The sequence below is a fragment of the Pseudomonas sp. EL_65y_Pfl1_R83 genome (assembly GCF_963970695.1).
Lineage (GTDB): Bacteria > Pseudomonadota > Gammaproteobacteria > Pseudomonadales > Pseudomonadaceae > Aquipseudomonas > Aquipseudomonas tritici.
In genome coordinates this window covers 140788-160377 of record NZ_CAXAQI010000005.1, presented here as the reverse complement: position 1 = coordinate 160377, position 19590 = coordinate 140788, and the positions used below count along the sequence as shown (strand labels likewise).

Here is a 19590-nt window from a genome sequence, read left to right as displayed (position 1 = left end):
CGAGTATCCTCGGGTATCGTCAATCAGTGGAAAAGGGGACTGATTTATTTTCAGAAATAAGTTCTCCCCGTTTTTCACTCTAAGTACGAAGCTTGCTGTGCAGGTTAATGTTTATAGTTTTTGTAATGCTTTTTGTTAATTCTTCGGTATCGAAATTCTTGATAAACTCTGCAATCGCTGCATTCCAATTTATCAGTTCATGTGCGAGTTGGTTTTGGGTGTTAGAATAAAGCGCAATCGCAAATGCTCGGTAAAGCGGATCGATGAAAGCATATTTTCCAGAGTTTTCGCTGGAGCGAATTAATGGTGTGATGGCAGTTTCACACATTTGCTTTAGATATTTTGTGAGATTTCCTTGCGGGTAGTCTTTTTCATTTCTTGTAATCATTTTGAAGATGTCGGCGCGAGTTCCGCCCTCTTGTGGCAGTTCGGAAAGTGCCTTGACTATTAACTCGGCATTATTGTATTTCTTTACTTTTGATTGTTTTAGGTTTTTCTCAAATGCCATTTTCAAAGTATCGGACGCCTCGTCCAAGTACATTTTTATGGCTGGTTGGAGAGCAGCTTTTTTTATGATGATATTGTCAGTGCTTGGACGGTTTAGATCCAAGTGCAAGCAAATATTTAGACAGAGAGTATGGCATATTGAGGGCAGTCCGGCCGCATAGTGGCTAATGGTTGACGTTAATGAAGAGTCAAATCGTAGGTTCATCAACTTAGTTCCTTTGATAATGATATCCTGAAGCTCATGGACATCCATTAGTGGAACATGGATTTCAGCCACTCTTGTGCGCATTTCATTGTCATATTGGACAACCTGCCTTGCGGAGTCCACCGCTCCAATCGCAATTATTTTCAGGTCGGAATACTCGCCGGCCATATCAACAAACACCTTCATTGCCTGAGAAAGTTTTGTCCGGTCGCTCTCATTGATTTTGTGAAAGTCCTCTAGTATCCAGCAACTTTTAGATTGCCCCATAAAGCGAGCTAAATTTTGCAGTGTTAATTGAGGAGGGAGAATTCGTACTGACTTTTCTGCGAACTCGATAGTAGACACTGCGGAGATTTGACTTTGTATGCCTAAGTATGTCGCACTAAGTTGGGCGGTTTTGGTTGATGTCTTTTTGCCAGTTTTTTCACTAGTGTAAAATGGGCCCAACTGATCGAACGCGTCTAACACAATTTGATCAAAGCTCATCCCCTGCATACAACGAGTTGTTATCTGATTTTCATATATTTGTTCTAGCTTTTTATTTATTAACGTAGACTTTCCCGAACCCGAATGGCCGTAAATAACTAACTGTTTGCCAGGTGTCATTAAAGCATTAACTAGGCTGTTATTGATTTCATCTCGCTCAATGAAAGCTAGATTTGCAGGAGTTGCAGGGGTGAAAATTTGGAAAACTGTATGTTTCTCATCCATGCTATGTGTTCCAAACCTTTCCAAATATTTTGGTAAAATCTACTACAATATAAACCTGCGGTCGATGAGGTTTTTTCGCATCTAGCGAAAATTTCCGTTTGGATGGTAATTGAGGCTGCATGTGAGCACTCGTTGGGTATTGCAAAAGTGAAGAGGCGCGGTACTACGTGTAAATTCCGCATTACTAGCCGAGGTTGTCGACCTCAACCGGCAACCTCGACCCAAGGCAATCCAATCTTTGACAGTAAAATAGACCTCACTCCCTTACCTCAAAATTATCCAACGACCAGATCGTTGATCTGACATATGCGAAGGTAACCGGTTGTTGAAGCTGGCAGATTTCACGGCAGATGGTCGATCTCAAGCACCAACTTACCGCCGGATCCCAAGCCAAAATTGATCGAGTAAACGAAGGTGCAGACTATCAGTTTTTCGGTAACACGACCGACAGCGGCGAGTAGCATCCCGGTGAAGTTATGTACAATATGATCTGTACCGCGTTCATATCCTGACGAAATTAATGTCTGGGAGAACACTGAAGGGATCATGGCGATCGTTCGAATTAGTGCGACCAGCGTGTAATCCAAATCGGGGAGTGGCCATTGAGCGGGATTGAGCTTCGCTACAAAGTTTCCGCTCGTGGCCGTCTGCTGCCTGTCACCATGGCAGCTTTGGGCGGATTCCTGCCTAGGATGATCGAAAACGTTCGAACTCAGGAGGTTTAACATTCGTATGCGGCTCTAAATTACTTACAGATCGAAAATGTGCTGACATTTAAAAAATCCCGAGTTCGATTCCACCGAGCGCCATAACTAGCTGATTTATTTATAGTTACTAGTTGGGGTACGCCGAATTTTCCAGCGAACTCCAGACGCCCGAAAAACCTAGCCCCGCAGAAACATACCGTTCGTCTGGTGCCGCACCATACAAAACGAAGCCCTCGTAGAAATACGAGGGCTTTGTTGTTTCTGGGACATTCATATTCCCAACTGCCTCCTGACTTGATTCCCCTCAGCCTGTCCACACCTGAAAAACCTGACCAGTTGCCGACTTCTGTGTCAGAGATTCCACTTTTAAGCTTTATGCTAAATTATGAACTGGCAATAATTATGGCGTATCCATAAAAAGGGGTAATTGCATGAGCCGCATATTTCAGCGCCCTGAATTGGCTGAAACAATGGCGAACCAGCTCCTGAATCCAGGTGTTCTCGATGAAGGTCTGCGTTCGGGCCTTTTCTTATCTGGCCTGCGCCGTACAGGTAAAACAACATTCCTGAGAAACGACCTTATCCCAGCCCTGGAAGCAGCAGGTGCGCTGGTGATCTACGTCGACCTATGGAGCGACACGCTGGCCAACCCGGCGACGCTCGTGCACAACGCCATACACAAAACGTTGAAAGGCCTCCAGACACCGGGCTCCTCGGTGCTGGAAGTGCTGAAACGGGTCAGCAATGTCGACGTCGGCGCAGCGGGATTCAAGTTCGGCTTCAAACTCGAGAGTATTGGAAACAGCGACGGCCCGACCTTGGCGCAAGCGCTGACCGAAGTCGTGGACCAAGCCAAGACCGACCTCGTACTGATCATCGACGAAGTGCAACGTGCCATTTCCTCCGACGATGGCAACCAATTGCTCCTGGCCCTGAAAGCCGCCCGTGATGCGATCAATCCCCGTCCAGATACACCGGGCCACTTTTTGTTTATTGGAACCGGCTCTCACGGGGCGCAAGTCAGCGAACTGACCGCTAAACGCAAGCAAGCATTTTCTGGCGCCACATCGGCAGCCTATCCGTTGCTGAACGGTGACTACGTCAAGTTCCTGCTCAACCGACTTGCGATGACGGTGAAAAAGGAAAAACTCCCCTCCCTCGAAGCGGCCATTGAAGCCTTTAACACACTTGGGAACAGACCCGAGGAAATGTTGAAAGCGTTGCGCCAACTCCTTCAGCAGGAAGGCGATCCCGACCTATTCCTGCCCGTCATCGCCAGCACCTTACGCTCGGCGGCGGCGAGCATTGAGCTTGAAAAGGTCGAGCAGATGGGCAGCCTGGCGCAGGCGATTTTCAACAAAATTGCGTCTACCGAAGGCGATGCTCGCGGAATTTTCTCCACCGACGCAGCGGCGGAGTATTCGAAATTAGTAGGGCGCGAGGTGCGGGTTGAAGAAATTCAACCGGTGGTGATTGCGCTGGTCGCAGAGAACATCATCATGCGACGCGGGCATGGGATTTACGCGATTACGGATCAGTTTGTCCAAGAGATTTGGCTGGAGGAGCGGGCGTTGATTGAGGGGAGTTAGGGTGCACGAACATACATAAATCTGCCCTGAATTATTTATAGTTACTAGTTGGGGTACTCCGAATTTTCCAGCGAAATCCAGACCCGCAGAAAACCTAGCCTCGCCGAAAGCAACCGTTCGTCTGGTGCCGCACCATATAGAACAACGACTTAGGCTCACCACACGGCAACGCAAACCGCCGCAAAAAACCCTCCCATCAACTTTCTCGATTGCTCCCCCGCCCCCACCACGCTACTCTCCCTGCGTCGCTGCCAATTCAGCGATCGGGCCTGAGAACCCGGCAAGATGCAGGCGCACCAAGCGCCCCCAAAACCCGATTTGCAGGCGTTTTTTTTCGCCTCACAATTCGTGCAATGGCGGCTGTGCGTGGGAGACCTTCGGGTCTGCCGGGTTCCTGTATCTCCGGTTTCTCAGCCTGCGCACAGCTGCCACCCATTCGCCTGAGAACGAACGTGGTAGCGCTCACCCGATATGGGAGTTTTACCAATGACCGCTCCAAGTCCATCCGCACTAACCACCCTCGGCGTCACCCCCTTCTCCTTTCACTCCGACCACCCTCTGTTCCGCGTCAACAGCGGTGTTTCCCTGCATGAAGCCTTGCACCACGTTTCCGATCTGCTCCATGTCGCCCAGTTGCTCGCAGAAGACGCAGCAATGACGCGAGACACAGATCGTTATGCCTGGGCATCGCATTATCTGCAGGAGATGAGCAAGGCGGTGATTGATGACGTCGTGAAAGTACTGGAATCACCCTGCAACACAGAGCAATAACGCAGCAACAAAAAAAGGCACTTGCCGCTCACCGACAAGTGCCTTTTTTATTCGCCAGAAACCGCGATCAACGCGACAACATAAACGTCTCGTACTCCAGGTCCTCCAGCGCCGATGACAAGCGCGCCAGCCCCAGCAGTACACACACCAGCAACGACAGCGTAAACCCGTACCCGAAGAAGCTCGGGCCCAGGTGCATGCTGAGCAGTGTCAGGCCTGCGTTGAGGACGGCGAACAGGACGCACAGTTCCAGCACCACGCGGCGTTTGTCGAGGTAGAAGAACACGTTGAGCAGCGCCATAAAGACAACCTGGATGCTCACGCCGATCAGGTCGATGTAGAACAGTGGCAGGTAGTAACTGGAGATGCCCAGCCAGTCCAGCAGGCGTGGTGCGAAGAGGAACAGCAGCACCACGGTGAGGCCTTGGACTTTGCAGATTTCGAGCAGACCCTGGCGGATGGACAGGGTCATCTCGGTCTTCAGCGAGCCGATGTGCTGCAGGGTTTCGCCGTCGCGGATGGCCCGGAACAGGCGGTCGTACCATTCGGCAAAGTCGGTTTCGATGCGCACCAGGAACACGGCCATGCCGGGGATGATCGCGAGGTAAGCGATGAAGATCGGCATGTCGTAGAGGATCGAGGCGCGCAGCGGGCCGATGACGGTATTGGAGGTGGCCGGGTTGAACCAGAACATGATCTTGTCCACCCAGATGCCGAAGTTGTAGAAGAACCCGGTCACCAGCAGGCTGAGGAACACGTTGCGGCGGTCGAGGAAGTCGAAGGCGATGAGTTTTTCAGCCCGGTATTCGCGCAGGATGTCGTAGAGGTACAGGAACAGCAGCGTGCTGTGCCCGATCAACAGCGCCAGCAGCAAGCCTGGCATCTCCAGGAAGCTCAGCAGGTAGGCGCTCGCAACCATCAGCGAGTAGCCCACCAGCATCACCAGCAGGATGCGGTTATATTTTTTCATCCCCGACAGAAAAATGATCACCAGCCACAGGTTGCACAGCACCACGAAGTTCGAGAGCACCAGCACGCGGTAGATCAGCGGCTGATCGAACAGCACCGCCAGCAGGATGATGCCGAGTACGCCGGCGCCCACGGTCACCATCAGCAATATGCCCAGCAGGTTGGGCAGGATTTGCTCGTAGTTGCGCTGGAACAGTTGGTCGGACACAAACCGGGTAAAGAACAGTTGCAGGCCGCCCGTCAGGATCAACGAGCTGGCCATCAGGTACGTCACCGTCACCAGAAACTGCCCGACCAGCGAGTTGGGCAACATCAAGCCCAGGCTGATGATGCCCACCAGCATCACGCTGATGATCGACAGCACCCACGGCCCGGAGCTGATCAGCCCGGCATAGACGTAGGCATGCAGGGTGGCGGTGTAAGAGTCGCGCGAAAGTATCTTGCGCAGTTCAAAGCCAATACCGGCCATTTAGCTGTTCTCCATGGCTGCCTGGTACAGGTCGCGGTAGCGCTGCAACATCAAGGCTTCGGTGTAATAACGGTTGACCCGCGCCAGGCCGCTGGCCTGTGCGTCTTGCCAGCGTTCCGGGCTGCGCAGCAGTTCCAGGATGGCGACGGAGGTGGCCTGTGGGTCGGCGATCGCGACCACCTTGCCCGCAATGCCAAGGTCACGGTCTTCGGCGCTGCCGCCTTCGATCAGTTCGCGGCACGAGCCTACGTCGCTGCTGACCACCGGCGTGCCGGCGGCCCAGGCTTCGAGGATCACCAGGGGTTGCGCCTCACTGATCGAGGTCAACACCATCAAGCCGAGCTGAGGCAGGATGTCGTGGATGCGCTGGAAGCCGAGGAAGTGCACCTTGCCTTCCAGGCCCAGGCTGGCCATCAGGCTGCGGCATTCGCTGACGTACTCCGGGTCTTCCTCTTCCGGCCCGACGATCCAGCCTTCAACCTCAGGCATGGCACTGATCACGCCGCGCATGGCCCGCAGGAAGGTTTTCACGTCCTTGATCGGCACCACACGCCCGATCAGGCCCACCCGCGGGGCAATGCCCGGCGCGCGTGTTTCAAGCACACGATTCCACTGCGCCAGGTCGATACCGTTGGCAATCAATTGCGTGCGTGCAGGCTCGGCGCCGTCCTTGATCTGGCGCTGACGGTTACCGTCATACAAGGCGATGATGTTGTCGGCGCTGTTGTAGGCCAATTGGCCGATCCGCTCGAAGTAGCGCACCCACAGCGTACGGATGTAACCCGAGCCGCCGTCGAGGCTGCGGTTCAGCGCCTGGCCGGAGGTCTCGGCGATCCACGAGGCCTGGGCCAGGTCAATCTTGCGTTCTTTGGTGTAAATGCCGTGCTCGCTGAGCAAGTAGGCGCAGTTCCAGCGTTGCTTGAGAATGCAGCCCAAAAGCCCGGCGTAACCGGTGGAAATCGAATGCAGCACGCGCGCGCGGGGCATTTTGCGCGAGGCTTCGGCCAGCATCAGCAAAGGCGACTGCAGCGAGCGCAGGGTCCAGAAATAATTGACAAAGGACGGGTCGGCGCAATGCAGGCGATAACCTTCGCTGAGCGTCTCCCAACTGGCGCGGCTGCGCAGGACGTCGTCGAGGGTCATGTCGCCGCTGGCGATGCAGTCGAGCAGCTTCTCGCCCAGCTCACGTTCAGGTTGGTCCGGGTGATGCAAAAAGCGATACAGGTCGGCCAGGTGCTGCGGGTTGGCTTCGCGCGGTGTGCCGTGCAGATTCGTGGGATGGGTCGCGTCCTCGAGAAACATCTCTTCGATGTGCAGCACGTTGGCCGGCACTTCGTAACGGCGTTTCTCATACGCTGAGCGCTGGCCGCCGATGAACATCACCGAAAAGGTCAACTCCGGCAGGCCGAGGATCATCTGGTGAATCCAGCTCGAAACGCCGCCGCGCACGTAAGGCCAGGTGCCTTCGAGCAGCAGGCAGATGTCTGCAATCGGTGCCTCTTGCTTGTTACTCATTCCAGCTCCTCACCAACTCAGCGAACGGTGGCCGCTGGCGGGTTTTCTCGGGAAGGCTGGCGAGCAACCCGGGAATTTCGTGATAACGACCGGCCTCGAACGCCAGCTCTGCGCGAAACGGCAAGACCTGGGCCGAGCCCATGCCGTTTTCTTCCGCCAGGCGCAGCAGGACTTCGGCGCGCTCGTTCTCGCCGCGCTCCAGGGCGATACGGCCAGCCAGCAGGAACAGCTCACCGCCCTCGCCCGCTGCCAAGCCCTGCTCGGCATGCTCGCTGGCCTGGTTGAGTACGTGCTCCAGCACGCTGCCTTGCGCCAGGCCGAGGTAGGCCAGTTCCCAGTACCAGCGCGCCAGCATGCTGTGGACCGGGCCTGCGGTGCGCGAACTGACATCCACCAGTTGCTCAAGGGCCATCTGGATATGCAGGTTGATATCGCTTTCCTGCTTGTCGAGCATCGAGTAGGCGAGCAGGCGCACGTCGTCGCTGGGGTCTGCCAGCGCCAACTTGAGAATGGGCACCGCTTCCTTGCCGGGCATCCGTCGTGTGGCCAACAAGGCCGACAAACGCTGGTCCGGATCGGGCGCGTGACGCAGCACATCCTGTAAGCCGCCATCGGCGAAAACCGGCTTGTGCAACTGCGCCTGCGCGCGGTACGGCAAGCTTGGAATACCAACGGCCTGCCAGGCTTGTTTGTCGCGTTTGCGCGGCAAGTACAGCGCCGGGAAGATCGCAGCCACCACACCCAAGGTGCCGATGACCGGCACAAAGAACGCCAGGCTGAAAATGAACAGCGGGCTCCAGGGCAACGGCTTGCGGTAGCGCGCCGGCAGCAACAGCCACACGGCCACGCACAGCATCAGGCAGGCGAAGCCATGGCTGAAGGTGAAGACCAGCAGTTGGTGCACTTGAGGCGCGTCGAGCCACAAACTTGCCCAACTGCCCGCCTCTAGCACCAAGGCTCCGCTAAACAGCCACTTGCTGATCATTCAAGCCACACTCGTTGTAAAGGAAGTTACGCAGCCCGTTGCGGTCACAGCCAGGCTCCAGGTTGAAAGGCATCACCCGTACGCCCAGGCTCTCGAAGTCGCTGTCGATACCAAAATGCTCATGCAACATCAGGCTGATACGGGCCAGGTAGCCCTCGGTGCCTTGCGGGCTGGTCAACGGCAACAACACCAACAGCAGCGCGTGGTCGCGGTTGTTGCGCACCGGCAAGTGCAGGTCCAGGCCGCGCTGGCTGCGCGCCATCAGGCGCGTCAGCTCGTCGTTGGGGCGTGTCATCTCAAACGCAAACAACCCGGCCGGCAAGGTGTGCTGCTCTATGTCCACCAGCGAGCGCTTGAGTTGCAACGTGAACTGCTGGGCGCCGGCGTCCGGCAGTTGCAGCACTTGCGGGTCGCGACGCAGAAGGTCGGCGATGTGGCCGGCCAGCAGCGACAACAGGCTCAAGGTGCGGTCCTGGAACGCAAAGAACGGCATCTGCCGAACCGCCAGGATGGCCAACAGGTTGCCTTCGGCGTCGATCAGCGGGATGCACGCTTGCAGCGACGAAAACTGCGAGGATTTGCCGGAATCAATCAATTCCTGGCGCACGCTGACCAGTTCACCGCGCTCAAGGCACAGCTTGATCAGGTCATCACCCACATCCAACGGGCCCATCACACCGATCATCGCCAAGGCGTGAGGCAGTATGTTTTGTTCGCTGTCATCGACGCGGTACAACCCGGCCACGCGCAAGGCGCCGTACTGGCCGAGCATCGCTACGATGGGCTCAGCCAGCGCGATCAGGGCATCGCCTTCGACCGGCATGCCACGCAGCTTTTCCCGCAAGCCCAGCAAGGAACTGCGCAGGCTCTGGTCGCTGCCCGCCACACGCTGCTCGAGCAGGTCATGGGAGACCCGCAGAATCTGGTGGGCGCGGGTGAATTCGTCGAGACGGTACTGACGGTATTCGTTGGCCATCTGCAGACGCTCAAGGCGACGCACCCACAGGTCCCGCACTTCACCGACGAGCATCCCGCACACTAGCACGCCGACGATAAACGACGGATCAATCTGGGTATAACCTTCGTGCCCGCTGCTGCGCAGCGCAAACAGCGCCGCCACCACCAGAACCGCGCTGAACAAGCCGCGCACAAAGCCATAACGTACACCTAACAGCAGCGGTGCCAGGATCGGCCAGGGGAAACCGGCATGCATCTGCAACGGGTCTTCAGGCGTGAGCCAGAAGCCGAGGCCGATCGCCAGGCCCGTCACCAGTATCGTTTCCAGCCAAGACACCGGCCCGCTGGCGCGAGGCGCCAGGCTGTAATCCATGTGTGGAGAATTCATTGCGTTCACTCGAACCGAAGGGCGCCAACAAGTTTGTCGATGACTGTTTGAGCATTGCCCGCCAGGCTTTCACGGGACCAGCCGGCGCGGGCGCCACTTTTGCTCCACAGCACGCGGCCGCTGCTGGCTTCCAGCACGCGCAGGCTGATGCCCACCGCCGGTTCGCCGTCCAGGCCGTTCTTGTACTGCCACTCTTCCACGCTGCCCGCGACCACGTAATCGAGTTTCTGCTCACGGGCCCAATCGAGGGCACCGGCCAGACGCTCATTGTCGTCCATCAAGGCTTGTTCACCCTGGGTGGTGACAGGGTAAACCCGTGGTTGCAGACCATGGCTGCTGAGCACACTGAGCAGGATCTGCTCGCTGCGCTCACCGGCTTGCGGGGTCTGCGAATAGTTGACCATCGGCACGATGCCCCACTGCGCATTGCGTGGCAGGTTCGGGCTGGTCTCACTGGTGAAGCTTGAGCAGCCGGCAACGAACAGGACTGTCAGCGCCAGGCTCAGGTTACGAATTACTTGCATAGGTTTTCTCCCGTAGAGATTCTGTAATCAGCGCCCGAAACGCACGCCGTAGCTCATGCCCAGTGTTCCGCCGGATTTGCCATCCCCGCCTTGTGGCGCAGATTGGTAACCGACGGTCAGGGCCAGTTCGTCGTCACCCAGCACTTCAAAGCCGATGCCGGTGTTCATGCCGTAGTTGAAGGTTTGGTCCGTCCACTGCCAGCCTGCCGTCACGTCCACCAGCCAGGTGTATTGGGGCTTGGTGCGCACCAGCGCGCCAGGGATGCCGCGACGCCAGGTGGTACCGACGTAGAGTTGGCCGTAGCGGCTTTGCAGCAGGTTGTCGGCGGTGACCGGGTCTACATCAAGAGGATCAGGCAGACCCGTATCGGCATCTATCGACTGAGGCGTAACCTTGACGGCGCCGCCGTTGCGGCTCGACAGATATTCCAGCTCCCGGTCCTTCACGCTGTTCTTCTGATAATCCGCACCGCCGCGCACCGTCCAGTTAGGCCCGGCGAATTCCAGCGTATGGTTAAGCTCAACCTTCAGCGCCTGCCCGGTACCCAGCGAGTCGCCGGCACGGGTAGAGAACGAACGCTGCGCCACTTCCCAGCTCAACTGGTCCCGTGCGGTCAGGCCATGACGCCCGCCGACCCAGGCTCGGTCCTGCTGGCCGAAGGCGCGCATCAAGCCGCTGTCGTCACTCTTGCGATGCCAGTCCAGGCCGGTCTCGAGTTGGTGGCTGGAACCCAGCTGCCACAGGCGCGACAGGCCCAGGCCGTTGCGATCGTCGTCCTTGCGCTGGCTGGTGTCAGCGAACACCTTCCAGCTGCCGTTTTCCACCGAGCGAATCAAGGTCAGGGCCGCGTTGCTTTCGTCACCGATCCTCGATGAGATGACGTCGTCGCCCTTGTAGTTGCCGTGCTCCATCTCGAGGTCGGCGTACCAGTTGTCACCCAGGTTGTGGGCGATTTCCAAGCGCGGCGCATCAAACGAGAGGCCACCGAAGTTTTGCTTCTGGTAGGACAGTAGCGCGCCTTGCGGGGTGCTTTCGTGGATCTCCACGGCTTGGCGGCGCAGTTGTTCGCGCACCGACTCCGGCTGGTCGTCACCCAATGCGGTCAAGCTGACGTCCAGCGCTTCGTTGGTGCGACCCAGGCGGCTGAGTGCCTGCGCACGTTGCGCCGGGTTCAGGTCGCTGCTGGCCAACAGGGTTTCAACCTGGGCCTTGTTGCGACTGCGCAGCGCTTCCTGAATCTGCTCGTAACGGTCGACCTTGAGGCCTTGGCTACGCGCCCACTCCAGCCATTGGTCTTTCTGCGACTCCTGATTGCTCGCATCCAGCCGTGCCAGCAAGCGCTCGAACCACATCTGCTTCATCGACGGCGAACCGTCTTTCCACTTCAACAGTTCCTGCTGCGCCTTGCGTGGCGAGTAGCTGCTGGACATCAGCCGCAACCAGATCGCGTAGCGCTGGGACGAAGGTTGCAGCCCTTCAGCCTCGGGGTTGCGCAGCAGTTTCAAACGCAGCCGTTGCGCCGCATCCTGGTAACCGGCGGTGTCCAGTGCATCGGCGTATGCCGCCTGCACCAGCCAGTCGTTCGGGGTGAGCTTGAGGTACATGCGGTACCAGGCCAAGGCGTCGGTATCACGATTCAACAACTGACTCGCGCTGGCAAATGGCAGCCAGAGCAGACGGTCTTGACGCGCATAGACGCGCCATTTGGCCAGCAATGGCTTGAGTTTCTCGGTGTTGCCCTGGTCGACATACATCCAGATCATGCGTTCGCGGAACAGGTTGTCGTTGGGATAACGCGACAGGCCCAGCAGGTACAAACGCTCGGCTTCGGCGCTGTCGCCCTGCTCAATCGCCAATGCACCCCGCACGGCCAGAACCTGGGCTTGCTCGTAGGCCTGCGGGTACTGTTTAGCGTCTTCGAGCAACGCGACCACTTGGTCCCACTCCTGCAATTCCTCGGCGAGCTGCAAGGCCTCGACCAAGCGTTGCGGGTCTTGGGCGCGTTTCCAACTGGCGACCATCAGGGCCAGGGCGCGCTGTGGGTCTCGGGTGCGATAAAGGGTGATGAGCTGGCTCTCGTCGCCGCTGATCAGCTTGCCGTTGATGGCCAGCAGGCGTTCCAACGAAACGCGCAGGTCTTCATCACGCTCCAGGTCCCACGCCAGGCTAGCGCGGGCGTGCCAATACTCAGGATCCTCGATCGAAGGGTCATCCACCTTCACGACGTCCCATGCAGCTTGCTCGTCAAACAGCTTCATCTCGGTGCCAACCCAGTCCACCCGCTCGGCCGAGGTCAGGGTGAAGCGTTTGGCGTAGTCGTTGTAAACCTTGCTTCTTGCGGCGAACTGCCCGGTGTTGTCCAGGTTTTGCAGCAAACGTGTCCACGCCAGGCGGTGCCCTGGGTATTTGCGCAGATAGGGGCGCAACCAGGCCTCGGCCTCAGCAGGCGTGCCGCGCGATTCGTGGCCATAGATCAACGCGTCCAGCTCGATATCGGTGAGCGCGCGCTGTTGCATGATCTCGGCTAGCAGCGGGATCGAGCGGTCGAAATCGAACTGCTGGCTGGCCAGGCGCCAGGCGTGTTCGCGGGTTTGCGGGTCTTCTTTCAGCTTGAGCAAGCGAATCCAATAACCCAAGGCCGCTGCGTTATCACCGCGCCACTCCCCGAGCAACGCCATTTGATTGAGCAGCTCGGTGTCGTCCGGATAATCGACCGTCAATTGCTGACCGGTTTCCCAGGCGCCCGCCAGGTCATTAATGGCCAGACGCACGTGGAATTCTTTCAGCGCAATTTTCGGATTGTCCGGCTGCACTTCGCGCCACTGCTTGAGCACGCGCTGCGCCAGGTCAAACTGCTTGGTTGCCACGGCGACGTCGACGCCCTGCTCCAGCCATGCCACATCGGTCTGGGGGTTAGTCAGTTGGGGCAATTCGTCGGACAGCACCTGCGCAGCCTGTTCGTCACGACCCGCCGACAGCAAGCTGTTGAACGCCAACTGCGCGTAATCACGACGCTCTGCCGGTAGCTGGGCTTCGCGCCTGAGCTGCAGGTAAATATCGGCAGCACGCTCCGGTTTTTCGCTGGCCATGTACCACTGAGCCGCCGATTTGAGCGCTTCGGCACGCTGTGCGGGATCACGGGCGGCGATTTCTTCGTACACACCCGCCGCGAATTCAGGCGCCTGCAAGGTCAACGCCCGCGCCGCCAGGTTTTGCAACTGGGGCAATGGCAATTTGTGGTAATCGAAACTACCCAGGCGCTCGACGAGCGCTTGCTGCGCGATCAAGTCGTTGCTGCTGGTGGCGACCAGCGCGTCCAGTTCAAGACGATAGTAAGCCTGGATTTCAGGCTGTGGCTTGGGCCAGGCTTCCAGGTGCTGGCGCGCTTTGGTGTAGTCACCGAGGCGAATCAACAAATCGACCAGTTGCAGACGCAGGTGATCGTCGTCCGGGTGAGCCGTCAGCAGCAGCTCGGCATAGTTGGCCGAGACCGCATCCGGCTGGCGACCGTCGGGCTGGAACACTTCTTCGCGCTGGAAGGTCGCCCACAACAGGCCACCTACGGCAACCGCCACCACCGCCAATGCCCAAGGATTGAGCAGGCGGCTGTTTTTAGTTGCAGAGGAGCTGACCATTACTCACCTGCTTCATAGGTAATTGAAAAGTCCACAGGCCGGCCGAAGCCTTGCCCGCAAATCGTTGGCCATCCACTTCCACGCGGCAGGCAGTGGCCGAACGTACGGAGAAGGTCAGGTCGAATTGGCCGGCGAACGCAAAGCTCACGCGGCGCTCATCCAGGTAACGCCAGTCCAGCAGAGGCAAATTGGCCTCTTCCAGCGCCGGTCTCGGGTCTCGATCCGGGCGCAGCACCAGCAGCGCCTTGTCGCTGCTCAGGGCCACGTAGCGCCCTTGCGGCAAATCGCGCACGCCGGCGATGCCTTGCGATTTCAACAGGTCCGGCCAGCCCATTTGCGCGTCCAGGCGCACGGTACGCAGTGCGTCCATCCCGCGAATCTGCCAGGCGCCATCCGCGGTGCGTGCCAGGCTCGCCTGATACAAACCGTGCAGACGGTCGAGGTAGTCGCTCATCCACAACGACATCGGCTGCTGCTCGCGCATGTAGCCATAGATCTCGTGCATGGCCTTGATCGACGCCTGCTTGGTGCTGGAATAGAAGTGGTAATAGAGGTGCAGGCCACGCAGACGGCGTGGGCTGTCGGTGAGCTGGAACGTCTCGATCAACTCGCGAAAACCGTAATACGGGCCCTTCCACAAGTTGGTGTACAAGTTCTCGTTGATGATCGGCGCGTAGTACTGCAAGCCGCCTGCGCTCGGGCGCAGCAGCGGGTTAAGGCCGGTCAGCGACGGATTGGCCTTGGTCATGATGGTTTCGGCACCGTTGACGTTTTTCAGGCCAGCGTCATACGCCAATTTGATGGTGCTCGCCGATGGCAGCGCATCACCTGGCCAGAACACTAATTTCACCGGCTTCTGCGGGGTGGTCAGGTTCTGGTTGATGTAGTCGCGCGAGCCAAAGATTTCGCGGCGAAAATCAATTTTGTCGTAGCCAGGCACCTTCATGTTCATGCCGTATTCCGGATTGAAGTTCTCGCGTTTCTTGGCTTTTTCCGGCTGCATGAAAAATGGGTGGCTGTAGGTATGCGTGGCAACTTCAACCTTAGGGTTGGCAAAGATCTCGCGTGCAATCGGCTCCAGCTCACGGGCCAGGAAGGGGAACGCGCCGCGGGGCGAAATCTCGGCTTCGATGATCGACACCGAAGTCAGAAACGGGTTGGGCTTGATGTAGTCGTCCAGCGTGTGGCGCCCGGCGTAAGGTGTGCCACGCACTTCGGCGCGGGAAGGGAAGCCATCGCCATCGATGTGCACGGTCGCAATGCGCCGGCCATTTTCGGTGGTGCTGTCCGGGCGCGGCTGGCTTGGCAGGTGCAGGCTGGCCTGGAGAAACGCAAAGGGATCGAGGATCCAGCGGCTGCGCTCGTTGTTGGTTTCAAGCAGATAGGGCGCAAGTGCCAAGCCTCCCCATTTACCGACCACCACCGGCGTGAACACCTCACCGCCGGCACCCTTCAACGACAACGCAGCTGTCGGGCCATTGGGCATCACGGAAACGGCGGTAAGGTCACGCGAGCGCGGCACCACCGGCGCTTCAAATGCGCCCACCAGGGCCTTGTCCTGATGAGTAACGGTCAGCACCTGCGTGGCGGGCGGCGCATCACGCTTGAGGCCAAGGCGCTTGAGCAGCAGCTTGTCTTCAACCGGCAACCCACTGAAAAACGCCACGGGCACCTGTTCGTCCAGGCGCGCATTGATGAAGCGCCTAAACGCAGCCGGGTCCTGCGGCGGGCCGCTGGTCATCCAGGTGACAACGCCGGCGTACAGGCCACTGAAGCCGTACAGCGGAAGCTGGCTGTCGGCCGGAAAATAATCGACGCGATAGCCCAGGTATTCCAGCAAGCCGCCGAGGTCGCTATGGCCGGCAGCATCTTCCAGCGCACCTTCGCGCGGGTCGAAAATCAGCGCGATTCGGCGTGGTTGAACCTCGATGCTGCTGATGCCCAGGGTATTGAGGTCAGGGGTGCTGATATACGGGATGTAGCCTTCTTCGCGCAGACGCTTTGCCAGTTTGCGCGCTTCTTCACGGCGCTCAGGCGGCAAGTAATCAATCGCTACCAGCGGGATGCCTTTGGCACGCAGCGGTTTCAAATGCGTTTCAAGCCATTCGCGGTCGGACTCCGAGACCGGGCGATAACGCTTGGCGGAGGCGTCCCAGCCCGCGTGAATCGACTCGACTGCCACGGCGGCGGCGACGCCATCCAGCTCAGGCAATACTTCGAAACCGCGATTGAAGAACAACTTCAATTTTGGCTGACGCTTGTGCATTTCACGCAGCAGGTTGGCCAGGCCCACGCGCTGAGCTTCACGCTGGGCTTGAGGCAGCAACTGGAAACTGTCGAGGGTGTCGAGAAATACACCGCCATAACCTTGGGCTTCCAAGGCTTTGGCGCGAGCAAATAAATGCTCACGCCAGGCTTGCGAAGTGAGGTCCATGACCTGGCTGTCCCAGGCATCGTTACGCACCGGGGAAACCGCTTTGCTCAAGCCGGCTTTTTCGAGCGCCGCCTTATTGCCGTCGAATTCGCCCACGGACAAATAAGCAAAGGGTTCGCTGCCCAGCGTACGCAAGGTTTTGACGTCGGCGGCCGTCATGTGGCCGGGCTCGACCACAGCCCAGTCAAACTGCGACAACTCCGCCAGGGGCGGCTGCTCGGCGTACCAGAAGGCCACGCTGGCCGGCTGCGGCGACGTCGCGGCCTGCGCAATAGACCCGCCAACGAACAACGCAAAAGCGGTCAGTAGCCGCTCAGCTATTGCGCGGACACGCGTCCTGCGAAAAACGATTTCCATAATGCACTCTTGAAATGATTGAAACTGAGACGGCGCTAAGGTCGAACAGGGTGACCGGCGGGTTACAAACTGCGAAGTAGCTGCGTTAAACCCTGGCCCACGGACGTCGGTTCCGAGAGCACGTAGCGTTGCAGCAAGCGCGTGTTGTCCGCGCGGGAATGACGAATATCGCCTTGGCGTTGCGCCTGGTGCGTCACCGTCAGCGCCGTACCGGTCGCACCACCCAGCTCGCTGATCAGGTCGTTCAAACTGGTCGCGCGGCTGAACCCGACATTGACCGCACCAGGGGCAGCCTCGCGGGCCTCCACGGCCTGCACGAGAATGCTCACCAGATCTTGCACGTAGACAAAATCGCGCGTCTGCCCACCGTCACCGAATACGGTAATCGGCTGCTTGGCGATTGCCCGCTGGCTGAAGATACTAATCACACCCGAGTACGGAGAGGACGGGTCCTGGCGTGGGCCAAAGATATTGAAGAAGCGAAAAATCACAGGCTCCAAGCCATGTTCGCGACGATAGAAGTCCAGGTAATACTCACTGGCCAGCTTGTCGCACGCGTAAGGCGTCAGGGGAGACTTGGGGGTGTCTTCTTCAATGGCCGTGCCTTCGCCGTTGTTGCCATAGACTGCAGCGCTGGAAGCGAATACCACACGTTTGACACCCGCCTTCAGCATGGCTTGGCACACATTGAGCGTGCCGACGAAATTGCTCTGGTGGGTAGCGACAGGATCATCCACCGACGCCTGCACCGATGCCACTGCTGCCAGGTGAACCACAGCATGACACCCCTGCATGGCTTGCTCGACCACCGCGGTGTCTGCAACATCACCCACGACGACATCCAGATGCGGATTCCCGATAGGCAAATTGCTCGTCTTGCCGGTCGACAGGTTATCCAGCACACGAATGCTGTAACCCTTGCCCAGCAAGGCATCGACCAAATGCGAGCCAATAAAGCCTGCACCACCGGTAATCAAAACTCGCTTAACATCCATGGAGGTTCTTCCTGACGACTCAAGCGGAGATTTCATATAGGCAGTCCGCTAACGGTGGCACGATTAAGGCCCAGCACAGGCTGAAAAATACCTCAGCCCGCTTGGTGCAATGATGTCAGTTTAGTGGCTTGAAGCCATCAAAACGCCGCCGATCATGTTAGATCCGGGAGAAACTGTCAACATATCGTCTTTTATGCCGCCAGACGGTAGGCGACTTTAAATCATCGCCATTTAATTGACTCATATCGGGGTATTTAAACGCGGTTAACTTCGATTGGGTTAGGCGAAATTTTCGCCACTTATCTGCGATCCGTTGTTTCAGAAATCCCGCCTTGTCATTGCTTTTTAAAAATTTTTTACAGCGCTCCTGAAAAGGGATCTGCGCAGCATTTGTGGGCATAAAGCGTGTGCTGAGGCGCAAAAGGACTGCCGGGCGCACATAAAAAAACCCGAACGGGTCGGGGTTTTTTATCGCCTGGCATCAGGCGCGACGCCGGATAAATCAGAAAACGTTGATCGGGTAGTCGGCGAACAGACGGATTTCGTTACCGCCTACGTTGTACTGGTCAGCGTTGCTGGAAACGCGCAGCCACGAGGCGCGAGCACGCAGGCTCAGGTCTTTGGCTGGGCCGCTCTGGACCACGTACTTGAACTGGTTCCAGATTTCGCGCTCGGTGCCATCGCCACGGTTGGTGCCGTCGTCGATGTTTGTACCGCGCACGTAGGCCACGTTGTAGGTCAGGCCCGGTACGCCGAAGGTGGCGAAATCGATGCCGTAGCCTAGTTGCCACGAACGCTCGTCCTTGCCGTTGAAGTCAGACCAGTAGGAGTTGGCCAGCAGGATGGTGTTGCCACCGTCGCCGATGAGGCCAGCGTTGCGGTAGCCGCCATACAGGTAGCCGGTGTCCCCGGTGCTGCGCTGGTGAGCGACGGTGAAGCTGTGCGGGCCAACAGCCCACGTGGCGCCCAGGCTCCAGATTTTGTTGTCACGGGCGTCAGCATCTTTCTGGTTTTCCAGGGCGAAGCTGCGGTCCAGCTTGGTTTTGTAGCCGTTGAAGTCAAACGTCAGCGACTGCTTCTCTGGCAGGGCCAGCACGTAGTTGACGTTGACGTATTGCTTCTTCAGCACGTCCTGCATGTGGGAGGCATACAGCGCGGCCGACAGGCTTTCGGTGAATTTGTAGCTACCACCGATATAGTCGATGCTTTTCAGGCGACCGCTGTCGGTGCCTTCCATGCTCTTGCGCGCTTCTTTGGTGAAGTGACCCGCGTCCAGTTGCAGACCGGCGATCTCTTTGGAAACAATCGAAGTACCGGTGTAGGTTTCCGACAACAGACGGGAGTTGTCGTACTGCAGCACAGGCACAGCCGGGAACTGATCACCGTACTTGAGCACCGTGTTGGAAACGCGGAACTTCACGGCAGCGCCGCCCTTGGCCAGGTCATGGGGTGCCGAGCCAGGGTTGTTCGAGCCATCAGGGTTGGTAGTGCCATTGCCCTGTTTGAAGAAGTCGATGCCGCCCGCGCCAGCGCGACCTTGACCACCATCCAGACGGATAGCGTACTGGCCGATCACGTCCACACCCACACCCACGGTACCTTGGGTGAAACCGGACGCGAACTTACCGATGAAGCCTTGGCCCCATTCGGCTTTGTCTTGCTTGCCGTTTTTGTAGTCACGGCTGATGTAGGCGTTACGGGCGGCGATATTCAGGTGGCTGTCTTCAACAAAACCCTTGGATTGGTCCTGGTCGTTGGCCATTGCTGTCGATGCGCTCAAAATCCCCAGAGCGATCAGACTCATCCGTTGCTTCAACATTTTTTTGTATTCCTTGTTTCTGGTTGAGTACGCGCGATGACACCAGGCCCCG

At 57.9% G+C, this 19590-nt stretch carries 13 protein-coding genes; 2 read left to right on the top strand and 11 right to left on the bottom strand.

The genetic code is table 11. The features are described from left to right. Window positions 1-79 precede the first annotated feature (79 nt). Together AACY08_RS09125 and AACY08_RS09120 are read right to left on the bottom strand one after the other, a co-directional pair. Window positions 80-1423: a hypothetical protein gene (locus AACY08_RS09125; RefSeq protein WP_152618630.1), complete on the bottom strand. Its 1344-nt coding sequence runs from the start codon at window positions 1421-1423 to the stop codon at window positions 80-82. Window positions 1424-1764: 341 nt separating this feature from the next. Continuing rightward, on the bottom strand, window positions 1765-2151 hold the full coding sequence (locus AACY08_RS09120) for a hypothetical protein (RefSeq protein ID WP_339469145.1): 387 nt from the start codon (window positions 2149-2151) through the stop codon (window positions 1765-1767). 410 nt (window positions 2152-2561) lie between these two features. Here AACY08_RS09120 and AACY08_RS09115 point away from each other — a divergent pair, with 410 nt between their 5' ends. Together AACY08_RS09115 and AACY08_RS09110 are read left to right on the top strand one after the other, a co-directional pair. Beyond that, the gene (locus AACY08_RS09115; RefSeq protein WP_339469144.1) at window positions 2562-3719 is read left to right on the top strand and encodes an AAA family ATPase; all 1158 of its coding nucleotides are present in this window, start codon (window positions 2562-2564) and stop codon (window positions 3717-3719) included. Between the two features lie 486 nt (window positions 3720-4205). Further along, the gene (locus AACY08_RS09110; protein WP_339421214.1) at window positions 4206-4490 is read left to right on the top strand and encodes a DUF3077 domain-containing protein; all 285 of its coding nucleotides are present in this window, start codon (window positions 4206-4208) and stop codon (window positions 4488-4490) included. Window positions 4491-4557: 67 nt separating this feature from the next. Here AACY08_RS09110 and pelG read toward each other — a convergent pair whose 3' ends face one another. The 9 genes from pelG to AACY08_RS09065 form a co-directional block, all read right to left on the bottom strand. Next, the gene (gene pelG, locus AACY08_RS09105) at window positions 4558-5928 is read right to left on the bottom strand and encodes an exopolysaccharide Pel transporter PelG (protein ID WP_339421212.1); all 1371 of its coding nucleotides are present in this window, start codon (window positions 5926-5928) and stop codon (window positions 4558-4560) included. Then, window positions 5929-7443: a GT4 family glycosyltransferase PelF gene (gene pelF, locus AACY08_RS09100; RefSeq protein WP_339469143.1), complete on the bottom strand. Its 1515-nt coding sequence runs from the start codon at window positions 7441-7443 to the stop codon at window positions 5929-5931. Beyond that, on the bottom strand, window positions 7436-8428 hold the full coding sequence (locus AACY08_RS09095) for a HEAT repeat domain-containing protein (protein ID WP_339469142.1): 993 nt from the start codon (window positions 8426-8428) through the stop codon (window positions 7436-7438). Before AACY08_RS09095 ends, pelF begins: the two co-directional genes overlap by 8 nt. Next, the gene (locus tag AACY08_RS09090) at window positions 8406-9773 is read right to left on the bottom strand and encodes a PelD GGDEF domain-containing protein (protein WP_339435732.1); all 1368 of its coding nucleotides are present in this window, start codon (window positions 9771-9773) and stop codon (window positions 8406-8408) included. The genes AACY08_RS09095 and AACY08_RS09090 overlap by 23 nt, the downstream gene beginning before the upstream one ends. Before the next feature lie 5 nt (window positions 9774-9778). Next, window positions 9779-10297, bottom strand: coding sequence for a hypothetical protein (locus AACY08_RS09085; RefSeq protein ID WP_049710551.1), 519 nt, complete (start codon window positions 10295-10297; stop codon window positions 9779-9781). 27 nt (window positions 10298-10324) lie between these two features. After that, window positions 10325-13933 carry a tetratricopeptide repeat protein gene (locus tag AACY08_RS09080; RefSeq protein ID WP_339469141.1) on the bottom strand — a complete coding sequence of 1203 codons (3609 nt, stop codon included), beginning with the start codon at window positions 13931-13933 and terminating at the stop codon, window positions 10325-10327. Next, window positions 13911-16724 (bottom strand): bifunctional glycoside hydrolase 114/ polysaccharide deacetylase family protein, encoded by a 2814-nt coding sequence (locus AACY08_RS09075; protein WP_339469140.1) that lies wholly within the window; start codon window positions 16722-16724, stop codon window positions 13911-13913. Before AACY08_RS09075 ends, AACY08_RS09080 begins: the two co-directional genes overlap by 23 nt. A gap of 62 nt (window positions 16725-16786) precedes the next feature. Next, window positions 16787-17719 carry an NAD-dependent epimerase/dehydratase family protein gene (locus AACY08_RS09070; protein ID WP_339469139.1) on the bottom strand — a complete coding sequence of 311 codons (933 nt, stop codon included), beginning with the start codon at window positions 17717-17719 and terminating at the stop codon, window positions 16787-16789. A gap of 502 nt (window positions 17720-18221) precedes the next feature. Then, window positions 18222-19538 (bottom strand): OprD family porin, encoded by a 1317-nt coding sequence (locus tag AACY08_RS09065; protein WP_339469138.1) that lies wholly within the window; start codon window positions 19536-19538, stop codon window positions 18222-18224. Window positions 19539-19590 lie beyond the last annotated feature (52 nt).